Origin of the sequence: Pseudomonas sp. IPO3774 (assembly GCF_013386835.1) — a bacterium.
In the GTDB taxonomy this organism is placed as follows: domain Bacteria; phylum Pseudomonadota; class Gammaproteobacteria; order Pseudomonadales; family Pseudomonadaceae; genus Aquipseudomonas.
Genome location: NZ_JACAQY010000023.1, coordinates 1 through 16,264 on the forward strand (window position 1 = coordinate 1; position 16,264 = coordinate 16,264).

At 62.3% G+C, this 16,264-nt stretch carries 13 protein-coding genes; 12 read left to right on the forward strand and 1 reads right to left on the reverse strand.

The window, feature by feature from the left end; genetic code table 11:
- The first annotated feature begins 275 nt into the window (after positions 1–275).
- From HYE77_RS15185 to HYE77_RS15235, 11 genes are all read left to right on the forward strand, one after another.
- Positions 276–1,427 (forward strand): LLM class flavin-dependent oxidoreductase, encoded by a 1,152-nt coding sequence (locus HYE77_RS15185; RefSeq protein WP_177068941.1) that lies wholly within the window; start codon positions 276–278, stop codon positions 1,425–1,427.
- Between the two features lie 20 nt (positions 1,428–1,447).
- The gene (locus HYE77_RS15190; protein ID WP_177068942.1) at positions 1,448–2,497 is read left to right on the forward strand and encodes an ABC transporter substrate-binding protein; all 1,050 of its coding nucleotides are present in this window, start codon (positions 1,448–1,450) and stop codon (positions 2,495–2,497) included.
- Positions 2,498–2,623: 126 nt separating this feature from the next.
- Complete coding sequence (locus tag HYE77_RS15195) at positions 2,624–3,682, forward strand: ABC transporter substrate-binding protein (RefSeq protein ID WP_003212534.1); 1,059 nt, start codon at positions 2,624–2,626, stop codon at positions 3,680–3,682.
- 331 nt (positions 3,683–4,013) lie between these two features.
- The gene (locus HYE77_RS15200; RefSeq protein WP_177068943.1) at positions 4,014–6,278 is read left to right on the forward strand and encodes a TonB-dependent receptor; all 2,265 of its coding nucleotides are present in this window, start codon (positions 4,014–4,016) and stop codon (positions 6,276–6,278) included.
- Between the two features lie 199 nt (positions 6,279–6,477).
- Entirely contained in the window at positions 6,478–8,940 is a 2,463-nt protein-coding gene (locus HYE77_RS15205; protein ID WP_003212536.1) for a TonB-dependent siderophore receptor, read from the forward strand.
- 259 nt (positions 8,941–9,199) lie between these two features.
- Entirely contained in the window at positions 9,200–9,961 is a 762-nt protein-coding gene (locus HYE77_RS15210; protein ID WP_008430524.1) for an ABC transporter permease, read from the forward strand.
- 9 nt (positions 9,962–9,970) lie between these two features.
- On the forward strand, positions 9,971–10,729 hold the full coding sequence (locus HYE77_RS15215; RefSeq protein ID WP_177023071.1) for an ABC transporter permease: 759 nt from the start codon (positions 9,971–9,973) through the stop codon (positions 10,727–10,729).
- A gap of 11 nt (positions 10,730–10,740) precedes the next feature.
- Positions 10,741–11,529 (forward strand): ABC transporter ATP-binding protein, encoded by a 789-nt coding sequence (locus HYE77_RS15220; protein WP_023658820.1) that lies wholly within the window; start codon positions 10,741–10,743, stop codon positions 11,527–11,529.
- A gap of 105 nt (positions 11,530–11,634) precedes the next feature.
- Complete coding sequence (locus tag HYE77_RS15225; protein WP_003212540.1) at positions 11,635–12,594, forward strand: threo-3-hydroxy-L-aspartate ammonia-lyase; 960 nt, start codon at positions 11,635–11,637, stop codon at positions 12,592–12,594.
- A gap of 122 nt (positions 12,595–12,716) precedes the next feature.
- A complete protein-coding gene (locus HYE77_RS15230; protein WP_177068944.1) occupies positions 12,717–13,964 on the forward strand; it encodes a dicarboxylate/amino acid:cation symporter in 1,248 nt (415 codons plus the stop codon).
- A 12-nt stretch (positions 13,965–13,976) separates the two neighbouring features.
- The gene (locus tag HYE77_RS15235; RefSeq protein ID WP_008430534.1) at positions 13,977–14,354 is read left to right on the forward strand and encodes a RidA family protein; all 378 of its coding nucleotides are present in this window, start codon (positions 13,977–13,979) and stop codon (positions 14,352–14,354) included.
- A 1-nt stretch (position 14,355) separates the two neighbouring features.
- Here the strand turns inward: HYE77_RS15235 and HYE77_RS15240 are convergent, their stop codons facing one another.
- Entirely contained in the window at positions 14,356–14,982 is a 627-nt protein-coding gene (locus tag HYE77_RS15240) for a transcriptional regulator (RefSeq protein ID WP_003212543.1), read from the reverse strand.
- Between the two features lie 57 nt (positions 14,983–15,039).
- Between HYE77_RS15240 and HYE77_RS15245 the strand changes: the two genes are divergently transcribed.
- On the forward strand, positions 15,040–16,149 hold the full coding sequence (locus HYE77_RS15245) for a DSD1 family PLP-dependent enzyme (protein ID WP_177068945.1): 1,110 nt from the start codon (positions 15,040–15,042) through the stop codon (positions 16,147–16,149).
- Positions 16,150–16,264: the final 115 nt, after the last annotated feature.

Here is a 16,264-nt window from a genome sequence, read left to right on the forward strand (position 1 = left end):
GAGTGAGGGAACGCCGAGCCACAGCGAGGCGCCGACAGGCGGGGCAGAGCGCTTTGGTTACTTTGCCGCTTTTTGTACGGACCGCAACAACGGATATGTACACAAAGTGCTTCACCTACAGCACCCACTGCTGACCCAGTGTTGCTACAGACGCACCCCCACCCCCAAAAAACCCACAACCCCCTGCCCCCGTTGGCCCAAGCCCCCATGGCATGCCCGTTGCAGTCCCAATCCCCAAAGGTCCCCGCACCCAATACGACTGAACCGGAGCACCCATGACCACTGAATTCTTCTGGCGCCTGCCGCTGGGCACCGACGGCCCCCAACTCACCACCGACAAACACAACCGCGGCAACCCCACCTACCGCCCCGGCAACATCGCACCAGGCCGCCTGCCCAACGGCCAACCCGACGACTTCACCTACATCGACTACATCGCTCAGGTCGCCAAAGCCGCCGAACTCGCCGGCTTCGAAGGCGCCCTGCTGCCCACCGGCCCCGAACCATGGATCGTCGCCGCCGCCCTGGCCCGAGAAACCCGGCGCATCAAATTCCTGATCGCCTTCCAGGCCACCTGGACCCTGCCCGCCTACGCCGCCCAACAAGCCGCGATCCTGCAAAACCTCAGCCGTGGCCGCGTAGAGTGGAACATCATCACCGGCGGCAACCCCGCCAGCCAGCGCGCCAACGGTGACTTCCTCAAACACGACCTGCGCTACAAGCGCACCGGCGAATTCCTCGACATCATCCAGGGCCTCTGGGAGCACGAAAAATTCTCCTACAACGGTGATATCTACCAACTGGAAAACGGCGCCCTGCCCCACGGCCTGCACCACGAACGCAAGCCCGGCGTGTACTTCTCCGGTTTCTCCGACGCCGCCCTCGACGTCGCCGCCAAACACGCCGACGTGTACCTGAACTGGGCCGAACCCATCGACAAGCTCAAGCCACACATCGAGCGCGTGCGCGAACTGGCCGACAAACAAGGCCGCACCGTGCGCTTCGGCCTGCGGGTAGACCTGTTCGCCCGGGAGACCGAGGAGCAAGCCTGGAAAGACCTGCGTCGCCAGTTCGACAAGCTCGAAGGCAAGAGCAGCCAGGTCGCCAAGGGCTTTACCAGCGGCTCGGACTCGGTCGGCGGCGCACGCCAGACCGCGTACCACCAGAACGTCGACCGCTTCGATGACCTGATCATCGGTCCCAACCTGTGGGCCGGTTTCGCCAAAGCCAAACCGGGTCCGACCGTGGGCCTGGTCGGCAGCCACCAGAACATCGCCGAGCGCCTGGTGGAATACCGCGACGCCGGCTTCTCGACCTTCATCCTCGCCGGCAATCCACACCTGGAAGAAGCGTTGCGCATTGGCCAGGATGTCCTGCCGCTTGTGCACCAACGCCCGGCGATCCAACCTTTGAAAGCCAGCGCCTGAACGCTGTGGGAGAACTCCTGATGACCCAACCTCTCGATACGCTCTGGTACACCCGCTGCCCCGTGCCCACCGGCCTGGGCATTGCAGTGCAAAAAGGCTGGCTGCAAGACACCGTAGGTGCCCTGGGCACCGAGGTGCAGTCGCTGCGTGAGTCCGATGACAAGGCGGTGCGCGAATCGCACTTCGATCACACCCTGCGCAATTCGGTACGCCATGGCGGCAATATCCCGGCGATCTGGGCCCGCGCCCAGGGCCGGGAAACCCGAGTGATCGGCCTGTCGTGGGCAGATGAAGTGCAACTGATCCTGACCCGCCAGGACAGCGGCATCAAAACCGTCAAGGACCTCAAGGGCCGTACTTTCGGCTTGCCGGACTGGGCCGGCGCACAGATCGACTTCACCCGCGCCCAGGCCCTGCGCGGCCTGGAAAACGCGTTGTCACTGGAAGGCCTGAAAGTCGGCGACGTGAAGCTGAAGAACTTCCGCTACGGCGGCACCTTCAGCGATACCCCGGTGCGCAATATCGCCGGTACGCCAGTCACGCAAAAAGTCAGCGAACGTAACCTGGAGCTGATCGGCCTGCTGCGCGGTGAAGTCGATGCAATCTTCCTCAAGGGCGCCCACGCCGCCCAACAGGCTCATGATTTCGGCCTGCACTCGGTGATCGACACCGGCTCGCACCCGGACCCGCTGATCCGCAGCAACAACGGCACGCCGCGTACCCTGGCGGTGGACCTGAACCTGCTGGAAAACCACTTCGACGTAGCCACCGGCATTCTTGACTCGGTCCTGCGCGCCGAGCAATGGGCCCACACCCACCCGGAGGAAACCCGGCGCTACCTGGCCCAGGAAACCAACAGCAGTGAGTATTGGGTCACCGCCGCCTACGGCAACGACGCCCACTTGCGCCTGCGCACCGAACTTGATGAACAGGCAATTGCCGCGCTGCAGGACTTCACGCATTTCCTGCACCGCTGGCGCTTTATCCCGAAAAGCTTCGACGTGCGTGAATGGATTGATGCACGGCCGCTGGAAGCACTCTTGAACGGCAAAACCGCGCTGGCAGGCTAACCCCTGTAGGAGCCGGCTTGCCGGCGATGACGGCCTTGAATGGGGTATTGACCTTTCGGGCCTTATCGCCGGCAAGCCGGGCTCCTGCAAAGGTTTCCTATTTCATGGATTTGAACGAAGACCCTTATGAGCAAACCACTCGATACTCTCTGGTACACCCACAGCCCGGTTCCCACCGGTCTTGGCATTGCTGTGCAGTCCGGTCGCCTGGCCGAGGCGTTCCTGCCTTTTGGCACCAATATCCAGTCGTTGCGCGAGTCCACGGAACGGGAAGTTCGCGAGGCGCATTACGACCATCACCTGAAAAACTCGGTGCGCCACGGCGGTAATATCCCGGCGATCTGGGCCTACGCCAGTGGCGTGGAAACCCGGGTGCTGGGGCTATCGTGGAGCGATGAGGTGCAGTTGATCCTGACCACCGCCGAAAGCGGTGTGCGCAGCGTGCGCGACTTGAAAAACCGGCGCTTCGGCCTGCCGAAATGGGCCAACGTGCAGATCGACTTCACCCGTGCCCAGGCCCTGCGCGGCCTGGAAAACGCCCTCAAGCTCGAAGGCCTGGAAGTCTCGGACGTAGAGCTGGTGGACTACCCCTACGGCGGCACCTACAGCGACAACCAGGTGCAATACGTCTACGGCTCCCCGGCGAGCCTGGGGGTGAGCCGCTTCAGCCGCCGCAACAACGAACTGATCGGCCTGCTGCGCGGTGATATCGACGCGATCTTCCTCAAGGGTGCCCACGCCGTGCACCTGGCCAACGAGTTCGGCCTGCATGTGGTGGTGGACACCGGTTCGCACCCGGACCCGCTGATCCGCTCCAACAACGGCACGCCACGCACCCTGACGGTGGACATCAACCTGCTGCAGGAGCACTTCGACGCCAGCGTGAAAATCGTCGACACCGTGCTGCGCACCGAGCAATGGGCCTGGGCCAATCCGGACGAGACCCGGCGCTTCCTGGCACAGGAACTCAACACCAGCGAGTACTGGGTAACCGCGGCCTACGGCGAAGATGCCCATCGTCGGCTGCGTACCACGCTCGATTCGCGCTCCATCGAAGCCTTGCAGGATTTCACCGATTTCCTGCATCGCTGGAACTTCATTCCACGGCGCTTCGATGTGCGCGACTGGATTGATTTCAGCGTGCTGGAAAAGGTCATCGGCTCCACCTCCCGCGTGGCTGTTTGACCTCCCCCATGTAGCAGCTGTCGAGCCCAGGCGAGGCTGCGTTTGCGGTGTGTCAGATACACCGTTTACGCAGCCTCGCCGGGGCTCGACAGCTGCTACGGCAACACCTCCCCTGCTGCTCCAGCAGCACCCTCCAAGCAACTTCTGCTGAATCTTCGACAGGCTTTTCAAGCGGCCTTCGGCTGCGCTTTCAATTGTTCGAAAACGTCCTCTTCTTGAATTTTTTAATCGTTATATATCAATATCTTAAAACCATGTATCGACCCTGAAATCTGCTTGGCACGATCTCTGCTCTAACCCCTTCAAGGAAACTTTTCCGGGGGAGATTTCAATGCACACACTTAATCCAATCACCAAGGGCCTGTGGCTCGCTTTACTGCTGGCAGGCGGCACCGCCAGCGAACATCTGCTGGCCGCCGACGCTGCCGAAAACGATGCAGGCAAAACCGAACCGTCGCTGAAGACCGTGACCGTCACCGCACAACACCGGGAAGAAACCCTGCAAGAGGTTCCGGTCGCGGTGTCGGCGGTACAAGGCACCAGCATCATTGCCGACGGCGTGCGGTCGATGGGCGATATCACCACCTTCATTCCCAACGCCTCGGCGAAAAACCCCGACGGCGACGGGCGCCCGCGCTGGTACATCCGTGGCCTGGGCACCGGCGACACCGGCGCGGCCACTGTGTACCCGGTGGGCATCTACGCCGATGACGTGTACCTGAACGCACCGATTGCCGGTGGCGGCCCGCTGTTTGACCTCGAACGCATCGAGATCCTGCGCGGCCCCCAAGGCACGCTGTATGGCAAGAACACCACGGCCGGCGCGGTGAATATCATCTCGAAGAAACCGACCTTCGACACCGACGGCTATGGCACGATCGGTTTTGGCAGCAAGAACGAACGCATCGTCAATGGCGCCATCGGCGGCACCCTGGTTCCGGAAAAACTCGCGGCGCGGATCTCGCTGTACTCCGAGGAACGCGACGGTTTCCAGAAAAACCTGATCGACGATCACACCTACGGCGACGTCAACAAAAAGGCCGTACGCCTGCAATTCTTCGCCCAGCTCAACCCGGACCTGGACGCGCTGTGGAAGATCCACAGCCGCGAGTTCAAGGGCGACGGCGCCAACGGTGCGCTGACCCTCGGCCGCTACTACAACGTGGGCTACACACGCCCCGCCGGGCGCGACATTGCGCTGAACGTGGACGACGACTCCAAGCTCAACCATGACGGTACTTCGCTGACCCTCAACTGGCACCTGGGCGATTACACCCTCACGTCCATCAGCGCCTACGACTACATCCGCGGCCAGTCCAGTGGCGATGCCGACTACACGCCCTACGAGGTCAACGGCACCTCTACCGCCGACAACAAATACACCCAGTACTCCCAGGAAATCCGCCTGGCCTCGCCCCAGCAGGAAACCCTGCGCTGGTTGGCCGGCGCGCACTATTTCCATGAAGACCTGGACAGCAGCGCCGGACGCTTCATCGCCCCGGGCCCGACACCCAATGGCACCGGCTCGAACCAGGTCAACGGCGCGACGGACTTTCGCGACCTCAATTACAACCACACCACCGACAGCTACGCGCTGTTCGGCAACCTGACCTACGACCTCACCGACAACTTCAGCGTGACCGGTGGCCTGCGCTGGACCCAGGAAAAGAAAGACATCGACCTCAACCTCACTCAGTTGACGCGCGCCACCGCCAATGGCCCGCTGATTCCCCTGGGCGGCGTCGGTACCAACGGCAACCGCCAGGAAGACAAGACCTGGGAAGCCTGGACCTATGACCTGACCCCGGAATACCGGATCAACGACAACGTGCGGGTGTTCTTCCGCTATGCCCACGGCTTCCGCTCGGGCGGCTTCAACACCGGGCTGTCCACCAGCCTGTCGCAGCTGACCACGGTGGACCCGGAACAACTCGATGCCTACGAATTCGGCGTGAAGTCCGAGTGGTTCAACCATCGCCTGACGGCCAACGCGAACATCTTCTACTACGACTACTCGGACATTCAGGTCAACCTGCTGACCGTCAACAACGGCGTACTGACCACCGCGCTGACCAACGGCGCCAAGGGCAAGGTCAAGGGCGCCGAGCTGGAACTGGAAGGCCAACCCACCGACTACCTGCACCTGCGGGCGGCGATTTCGTTCCTGGATACCGAATACACCGACTTCAAAAACACCAACCCCAACACCGGTGCGGTCACGGGTGACTACAGCGGCAACAGCTTCGTGCGCTCGCCGCGCAACGTGGTGTCGCTGGGTGGCGACTACACCATCCCGCTGGAAATCGGCGGCAAGCTGGTGGCCGGTGCCGACGTGAGTTTTCGCGACAAGGAATACTTCCTCGCCGACCGCCAGAGCAGCGCCGACAAGGACTTGAGCCAGCCGCACTACACCTTGGCCAACAGCCGCCTGACCTGGTACAGCGCCGACGAAAAACTCAGCGTCACCGGGTTTGTGAACAACCTCACCGACCGCCGCTATCAGGTGCATGGCCGGCCGAACGGCGGGCTGGGGCAGTACGTGATCACTTACGGCGACCCACGCACCGTGGGGCTGAGCGTGACCAGCCGCTTCTAACTTCAGCCGCCGGACACTATTCACCAAACGCCGGAGATCAAATGTGGGAGCTGGCTTGCCTGCGATAGCGGTGGGTCAGCCAACCATTATGTGGCTGTGCCGCCATCATCGCAGGCAAGCCCGCTCCCACAGTTGACCTTCTTTGTTTGAGCCATAGCGCCCGGCCGCCATCGTCAACACGCTTCGAAAGGACCTTTCTATGTTCCAACGTACTCCGTTGGCCGGCGCCATCGCGCTGGTCATGGGCAGCCTTGCCGTGCCTGCTGTAGCCGCCGATGCGCAGCCCACTGCCAAGACCGACAAGCTCGACACCGTGGTGGTACTCGGCACCCGCCGCAGCGACGTCACCGCCCTGCAAAGCGCCGCACCGGTAGATGTGCTGAGCGGCGAGCAATTGCAGCAAACCGGCGCTGCCGACCTGTCCGGCGCACTGACCGCACTGTCGCCGTCCTTCAGCTTCCCGCAGTCGCCCCAGGGTGCATTTGCCGGTTCCATCGCCCAGGGCGCCTCGCTGCGCGGCCTGGCTTCCGACCAGGTGCTGGTATTGGTGGATGGCAAGCGCCGCCACACCAGCGCCAACATCACCCGCCAGAGCCTGGCCAACGGTCGTGGCGCGGCAGCGGTGGACTTGAGCCTGATCCCGTTGAGCGCGATCGACCACGTGGAGATCCTGCGTGACGGCGCCGCCGCTCAATACGGCTCCGATGCGATTGCCGGGGTGATCAACATCGTGCTCAAGCAAAAGGACGACGGCGGCAACGTCGGCTACCGCTTCGGTGGCTACAACAAGGGCGATGGCATGCAGCGCAAGTACAGCGGCTGGAAAGGCTTCGAACTGCCGAATGACGGTTTCCTGACTTTGAGTTTCGATGCCGGCAGCCAGGACCCGGCCAGCGACACCAACCCGGACAACCGAATCTTTTATCGCGGCGACACCAGCGTGAACACGCCGCGCGAGCAGAACAACCGCTATCGCACCTGGAACTGGGGCTCCAACAGTGTCTCCGACCAGTACAACTTCCTGGCCAACGGCGAGATGGGTGTGGGCGAAGGATTGACCGCCTACGGGTTCGCCACCTATTCCCACAAGAACACCGACTCCACCGGATTCTTTGACCCGCCCACCGCGCTGTACAACAACTACGGCAGCGTTTCCTTGCAGCGTTATCCGGACGGCCGTTTGCCGATCACGCGCTACACCCTGGAAGACTATGCCGCCACCGGTGGCCTGCGGTACGAAAACGAGCAACTGGGCAAGTTCGACCTGGCGCTGAACCACGGCACCAACATCGTCAAGTCCACCGACTACAACGCGATCAACCCCAGTTGGGGCACCAACAGCCCGGCGACGATCTACACCGGCGAGCGCAAGAACGACCAGACCAACGTGACCCTGGATTGGGTGCGGGACTTCCCCACCGACTTGCTGTTCAAGCCGCTGACCGTCTCCGCAGGCCTGGCCTGGCGCCAGGAAAATTACCAGTTGAGCGCAGGCGCGCCGGCCGCCTCGCAGAACGGCCCGCTGTTCAACACCGTTGACCCGGTGACCGGACGCCGGCTCACCGGGTATTACTCGGGTATCACCCCGGTGGATGCCGACTCGCTGCAACGCAAGGTGCTGGGCGCGTATCTGGATGTCGAAGGCCAGGTCACCGAGAAGTTCCAGGCCGGTGTCGCAGTGCGTACCGAGCACTATTCGGACTTTGGCGACACCACCAACGGCAAGCTGTCGCTGCGCTACGACTTCACCCCGCAGATCGCCGCACGGGCCAGCGCCAGCACCGGCTATCGCGCACCGTCCCTGGCGCAGAGCGGCATGTCGTCGTTCAGTGTGCAGGTGGTGGAACAGCCGCCGGGCAGCGGCAACTACGTCGAGGTGCAGCAGCGCACCTTGCGCGCCAACAGCCCGGAAGCCCAGGCCCTGGGCGGCACACAGCTCAAGCCCGAGGAGTCGACCAACTACTCGCTGGGCCTGGTCTGGCAACCGCTGGACAACGCATCGGTGACGGTGGATGCCTACCGCATCAACATCAACAACCGCATTACCCTTTCCGACCAATTGCCGGCCTCGGTGGTCTCGCCGATCTTCGCCGGGACGCCTTACGCCAATATCCAGAGCGCGGCGTTCTACACCAACATCGCCGACACCCGCACCGACGGTATCGAACTGACCGGCAACTACAAACTCGACCTGCAGCAATGGGGCCGGGTGAACTTCAACGCCGGCTATGCGCGTAATCGCACGCAAATCACCGACCTGCGCAACGTCGGCAACATCGCGGGCAACCAGATCATCGGCCGCACCACCCAAGGCCTGATCGAGCACGGCACCCCGGACTACAAGCTGACCCTCAGCGCCAACTGGGCCTATGAAAAGTGGGGAGTCACCGTGGCCCAGCGCCGTTATGGCGAATGGAAAAGCCTCAACGCCGCCAACCCGAACCTCGACCAGACCTTCAGCCCGCAATGGGTCACCGACCTGGACGTGTCCTACAACCTTGGCAAGGGGATCAAGCTTTCAGCCGGTGCGACGAACCTGTTCAACACTCACCCGGACAAGGCTTCCGGCGCGCAGTTGTACGGTGTGCCGATCTACTCGATCACCAGTCCTGAAGGCGCCCAGGGTGCGTTCTACTACACCAGTGTGAGCTACGACTTCTGAGGTAATTGCTGATGGGGTGTTGCTGCAGCAGCACCCCATTGTTGGCCAGGCATCATTCGGGCATTCGGATGTACACCCATCCATTGTGGGAGCTGGCTTGCCTGCGATGACGGTGGATCAGCCAGCCTCAATGTTTACTGGCCACCGTCATCGCAGGCAAGCCAGCTCCCACATTTGGCCTTCATTGTTCTCCCCTGTTGTGTTCACTGGCACATGTCTTGCGATAGCCCCCGGGTACTTCGCTGAAATAAGACCCGCCATGCGCCCTTACCGATTGCTCACTGCCCTGACCTGGCTCATCTCGCCGCTGGCCCTGCTCGCCACCTGGACGCTGGTGGCGCACCTCGGGATCTTCCCGCGCAACCTGCTGGTACCGCCGGCCCAGGTCCTGCAAACCTTTGAAGAACTGCTCGCCAGCGGCGAACTCGCTGAACACCTGGGCAACAGCCTGTCCCGGCTCGGTCTGGGCTTTGGCATCGGCTCGCTGTGCGGCCTGGCCTTCGGGGTGCTGATGGCCCTGTCAAAGAACGTCGAGGTGTATTGCGCCCCGCTGTTCCACACCTTGCGCCAGATCCCCAGCATCGCGCTGATCCCGATGTTCGTGCTGCTGTTCGGCATTGATGAAACCTTCAAGATCATCATCGTCGCCAAGACCGCATTTTTCCCGGTGGCCCTGGCCGCCAGCGAAGGCGTCAAGGGCATTCCCCGCAGCTACTTCGAAGTGGCCGACGTGTACCGCCTGCGCTGGCCGACCTTCGTCTGGCGCATCGCCCTGCCCGCTGCCGCGCCGCCGATCATCACCGGTTTTCGTATCAGCCTGACCCGCGCCTGGGTGGTGCTGGTGGCCACCGAACTGCTGGCGGCCGACAGCGGCCTGGGGCAGATGATCGAGATGGCCCGGCAGATGCTGCGCATCGACGTGGTGATGGTGGGTGTGGTGGTCACCGGGCTGATTGGTTTTGCCCTCGACTTTGGCTTTCGTTCACTGGAACAGCGGCTGTTTCGCTGGCAGACCCGCTAGGAGCCCGGCATGACCCTCTTGAAAAAATCCCGCGGCCTGTTGCTGCCGCTGCTGTTGATCCTCGCCTGGGAATACGCCTCGCGCCAGGACGCGGCCGGCGCCTACGCCTTTGTGCCGCTGTCGGCGATCGGCTCGGCGTTGCTGGAAATGCTCGGTAACGGCGAGTTGCTGGTCAACCTGCTGGCCAGCCTGGCCCGCACCAGTGGCGGCCTGGCCCTGGGCATCCTGTTCGGCGTGGTGCTGGGGGTGCTGATGGCGCTGTCGAGTGTGGCCAACCGTTTGATCGGCCCGCTGTTCCATTCGATTCGCCAGGTGCCGATGCTGGGCTGGATCCCGTTGATTGCCATGTGGTTCGGCAACGGCGAGTTCTCCAAGGTGCTGATCGTCAGCCTCGCGGCGTTCTACCCGATGGTGCTCAACACCTACCAGGGCTTCAGCCATGTGGAGCAGCGTTATCGTGAAGTCGGCCAGGTGCTGGTGCTCAGCCCGGTGCAGCAGTTCGTGCACGTGCTGTTGCCGGCGGCGTTGCCGAGCATCGCCACCGGCGTGTTGCATGCCCTCGCCTTCGCCTGGGTAACGGCGATCGGCAGTGAGCTGTTCCTGTCCTCCGGCGCCGGCCTGGGCAACCTGATGATGAATGCCGAGGCTGGCTCGCGCATGGAAGTGATCGTGCTCAGCGTGCTGTGCATCGGCCTGCTGGGCTACCTGATGAACCTGCTGTTTACCCGCCTCAGCCGCCACGTGCTGCGCTGGCGCAATATTCGTTGAAGGCCATGAACATGAACGCAATCGCCCACCACGCCCTCCACACCGCCGTGCAGACCGGCGCCCTGCAGATTCGCGGCCTGAACAAGGCCTATCGGATCGAAGGCAAGCCGCTGCCGGTGTTGCACAACATCAACCTCGACGTGCGGCCAGGGGAGTTTGTCAGCATCGTCGGCGCCAGCGGCTGCGGCAAATCCACCTTGCTGCGCCTGATTGTCGGGCTGGAGGCCGAGTATGAAGGCGATATCCTGCTGGACGGCCAGCGCATCGCCGCCACCAGCCTGGAGCGCGGCATTGTGTTCCAGGATCACCGCCTGTTCCCGTGGATGACCGTCAGCCAGAACATCGCCCTGGCCCTGAAAAACCACAACCTGCCCCAGTCCGAAAAGGATCGGCAAGTGGCCGAACATATCGCTCTGGTCAACCTCACCGGCTTTGAAAACGCCTACCCGCACCAGCTCTCCGGCGGCATGGCGCAACGTGCTGCAATCGCCCGGGCACTGATCAATAAACCCAAGGTACTGTTGCTCGATGAACCACTGGGCGCCCTCGACGCCCTGACCCGTGTGCACCTGCAGCGGGAGCTGCAACGGATCTGGGTGCAACAGCGCTGCACGGTGATCATGGTCACGCATGACATCGAAGAGGCGCTGTACCTGGGTGACCGGGTGATCGTGATGGACGCCCACCCGGGGCGGATCAAGCATGAAATCCGGGTGGACTTGCCACATCCGAGGGAGCGCAGTTCGCCGGTCTTGCAGGGCTACAAGGACCGGTTGCTGGAAGAGCTGGTCGGGCACTGAAGACAGTGGGCATGCCGAGCTTTACATTTTGTATAGTTATGGATATTTTATCCAGACAGCAAATGCAATGCGCTCGTGCACGGTTCATTTTCAGAGGTCCTTTCCATGCAACTGTCTTCGTACCATGACGTGATCAAAGCCGCCGAACGCCTGGAGGGCTTCGCCAACCGCACGCCGGTGTTCACCTCGCGCACCCTCGACGCCGAGACCGGGGCCCAGGTGTTCATCAAATGCGAAAACCTGCAACGCACCGGTTCATTCAAGTTTCGCGGTGCGTTCAATGCGCTTTCCCGGTTTGACGAGGCGCAGCGCAAGGCCGGTGTAGTGGCGTTTTCCTCGGGCAATCACGCCCAAGGCATCGCACTGGCCGCCCGCCTGTTGCAGATGCCGGCCACCATCGTAATGCCCACCGACGCCCCGGCTGCCAAGGTCGCCGCCACCCGGGAATACGGCGCGACCGTGGTGTTCTACGACCGTATCACCGAAGACCGCGAGCAGATCGGCCGCACCCTGGCCGAGCAGCACGGCATGACGTTGATCCCCTCCTACGACCACCCGGACGTGCTGGCCGGCCAGGGCACTGCCGCCAAGGAGCTGCTGGAATTCACCGGCCCACTGGATGCCTTGTTTGTCGGCCTGGGCGGTGGCGGCATGCTCTCCGGTACGGCATTGGCCACCCGTGCGTTGTCGCCTGATTGCCTGCTGTACGGGGTCGAGCCCGAAGCCGGGAATGACGGTCAGCGCTCCTTCCAGACCGGCAGCATCGTGCACATCGACACGCCCGCGACCATCGCAGACGGCGCCCAGACGCAGCACCTTGGCAATCACACCTTCCCGATCATCCGCGAGAACGTGAATGACATCCTTACGGTCTCGGACGCCGAGTTAGTGGAGTCGATGAGGTTCTTCATGCAACGCATGAAGATGGTCGTGGAGCCCACCGGTTGCCTCGGCCTTGCGGCCTTGCGCAACCTCAAGCAGCAGTTCCGGGGCCAGCGCGTGGGCATCATCGTGACCGGTGGCAACGTCGATATCGAGAAGTACGCGAGCCTGCTAAAGGGCTAAAACCTCCAACAAGAAAATACTGTGGCGAGCGTGCTTGCCACATGGCTTCCTGCTGCCTGCAATTTCTGCCGCCTATAAAAAATGCCTGGGTGTTCCCTGAGCGTTAACAACAAGAGGTGCTTATGAAAAATCGTTACCTGGCCTGGGCCATTGTGATTGCGATCATCCTTGGCGTGCTGGTGGGGGCCGTGCTGCATGCCCAACTGGACGCCGACACCGCCAAGACCATCGCGGCTTACTTCAGCATGGTCACCGACGTGTTTTTGCGCCTGATCAAGATGGTCATCGCGCCGCTGGTGCTGGCGACGTTGATCAGTGGCGTGGCGAGCATGGCCGACAGCGGTTCCATCGGCCGTGTCGGGTTGAAGGCGATGACCTGGTTTTTGATTGCGTCCGTGGTATCGCTGCTGATCGGTTTGACATTGGCCGATCTGTTTCAGCCAGGCGCGGGGCTCAACCTGAGTGTGGCGGCCAACGGCAACAGCGGTTTGAACACCGCCAGCTTCAACCTGTCGGGTTTTTTGTCCCATGTATTCCCCCGCAGCATCGTCGAGGCCATGGGCAACAATGAGGTGCTGCAAATCGTGGTGTTTTCGTTGTTCTTCGGCGCACCGCTGGCGTTCGTCAAGGGCAGCGCCAGGTCGCCGATCCTGCACGTGCTGGAAGAACTGACCCAGGTGATGTTCCGCATCACCGAATACGTGATGGTGATCGCGCCGCTGGCGGTGTTTGCCGCAATTGCCGCCACCATCAGCCTGTACGGGCTGGGGATGGTGGTCAGCTTTGGCAAGTTGATCGCGCAGTTCTACCTGGGCCTGGCGGTGCTGTGGCTGGTGATCAGCGGCGTGGGTTACCTGGCGCTGGGCGCACGTTTCAAACAACTGTTGCAGTTGCTGCGCAGCCCGGTTTTGCTGGCGTTCTCCACCGCCAGCAGCGAGGCGGCCTACCCCAAGACCATCGCCGCCCTGGATAGCTTCGGCTCGCCCAAGCGCATCAACAGTTTTGTGCTGCCCCTGGGTTACTCGTTCAACCTCGACGGTTCGATGATGTACCAGGCGTTTATCGTGATGTTCATCGCCCAGGCCTATGGCATCGAGATGAGTTTCGGCCATCAGGTAATGATCCTGCTGACCTTGCTCGTCATCAGCAAAGGCACCGCCGGCGTGGCGCGCGGCTCACTGGTGGTGCTCGCGGCGGGCCTGCCGATGGTCGGCCTGCCGGAAGCCGGTTTGCTGCTGATCCTCGCCGTGGACCCGATCCTCGACATGGGCCGTACCGCCACCAACGTGTTCGGCTGCGGCGTGGCCACGGCGGTGATTGGCCACGGTGCCACCGATGAACAACCTGCTCCCCTTCCCTCCCTTGCTTGAGAACTGCCGATCATGAAGATTCACCACACAGCCACTGCCTCCCAGCCTGCCGGTCACTACTCCCAGGCCGTAAGCCACCAGGGCACGCTGTACATCTCCGGTCAATTGCCGGTGAGCCCTGACGGGCGTCATAACCTCGAGGCTTCGTTTGCCGAACAGGCTCAAGTGGCCCTGGACAATCTGTTGGCGATTTTGAAGGCCGCAGGCGGCTCACCCGCAGACCTGGTGAAAGTCACGGTGTACGTGGTGGGGGTAAAACACTGGCCTGAATTTGATGGCTTGTACGCCGCTGCGCTGGGGGATCACCGCCCCGCCCGCGCGGTGGTGCCGGTGCCGGAACTGCACCACGGCTATCTGATTGAAATCGAAGCCGTGGCGCGCTCGGCATAGGTCATTTGGCGTAGGTGTACACCGCCGCCCGCGAGACCCCAAGGTGTGAGGCAACCGTTTCCATGGCACGCCGGATGTCCATCACGCCGGCTTCTTTCAGCTCTTGCATCAGCAGGCGCCGGTCGGCGGCCTTGAGGGCACGTGGGGTGGTCGCCAGGCGTGCGGCGAACTGGTCGATGCGCGCACGAATGGCGTCGGCACCGGACGGGTCGAGAGACTCGGCGGGCCGGTCGCCGCTGACCGAGCCGAACTGTTCCAGCATGCCCTGCAAGCCACGGAACAACGAGAGGTCGACGTTCATGCACAAGGCCGCCACGTACTTGCCGGTGGAGTCCTTGATGCCGATGGAAGTGCTCTTGACCTGACGCCCGTCGGCGAACTGGTTCTGGTAGTTGGCGATCACCTGCGGGTACTCGGGATCGGCAATCCGCGCCAGGCCCAGCTCGGTGGCCGGGTCACCCGGCTGGCGCCCGGAGAGGTTGTTGTGGATGGCCATGATTGCGTGCTGCGGGTCGCGCAGGTCGTGCAGCACGACCTCGCAAAACGGGCTGAAGGTCTTGCTCAGGCCTTCGGCAATCTGTTCGAGTTGGCTGATCAAGGCCGCTTGTTCGGGAGTGTGTTTTTTCATTCAGACAACATATCCAGTACTGGATAGACCGTCAATTTACCTTTTGGAGTGTGCACGATGGAAACCCCGACAGCTTTGCTGGATGTGAGCCGGATGCAGCGCAATATCCTGCGTATGCAGCAGCGTGCCGATGACTTGGGTGTGCGCTTGCGGCCCCATGTGAAGACCCATAAATGTGCCGAGGTGGTGGCGGCGCAAATCGCCGCCGGGGCCACGGGGATTACGGTTTCGACGTTGAAGGAGGCCGAGTATTTTTTCGACCTCGGCATTCGGGACGTTCTGTATGCGGTGGCGATGGCGCCGCATAAATTGCCTCAGGCGTTGGCGTTGCGTCGTCAGGGGTGTGCGCTGACGCTGATCACCGACAGCCTGGCCGGGGCCCGGGCGATTGTCGAGTTTGGTGCGCTGCAGGGTGAGGTTTTTGCGGTGCTGATTGAGATTGACTGTGATGGGCACCGGTCCGGGGTGAAGCCTCAGGATCCGCTGTTGCTGGAGATCGCCAGGCTGCTGTATGGCGGCGGGATGCTTGCCGGGGTGTTGACTCATGCCGGGGAAAGTTACGGGCTGGATACGCCTGAGGCGTTGCGGGCGATTGCCGAGCAGGAACGGGCGCGCTGTGTTGCAGCGGCCGAGGTGATTCGGGGGGCGGGGTTGCCTTGCTTGCAGGTGAGTGTGGGTTCGACGCCCACGGCGCTGTCGGCGGTGAGCCTGGAGGGTGTGACTGAGCTGCGGGCTGGGGTTTATGCGTTTTTTGATTTGGTGATGCATAACGTTGGGGTGTGCCGCATTGATGAGCTGGCGTTGAGTGTGCTGACTACGGTGATCGGGCATCAGGTGGAAAAGGGCTGGATCATTACCGACGCGGGGTGGATGGCGATGAGTCGGGATCGTGGGACGCAGTCGCAGAAGCGGGATTTTGGTTATGGGCAGGTGTGTACCGAGGGTGGTGAGGTGATTGAGGGGTTGCTGGTGGGCAGCGCGAATCAGGAGCATGGGGTGGCTTGGTTCGACGGGGTGGCGGTGGATGTGGTTGAGCGGTTTCCGCTGGGGACGCGGCTGAGGGTTTTGCCTAACCATGCGTGTGCTACGGGGACGCAGTTCGGCAGCTATGGCGCACTGCTGGAGAATGGTGAGGTGCAGGTTTGGGAGCGGTTGCGGGGGTGGTAGATCGGGGGCATATCCGTTATTTGGGTGATGGCCGATATTGGTTCCGCTCTTACAGCGGCCTGAAAGCCGGCTTGAGTGTTAAAAGCCAAATCAGAAGCTGAAGCGGGCACGGTCC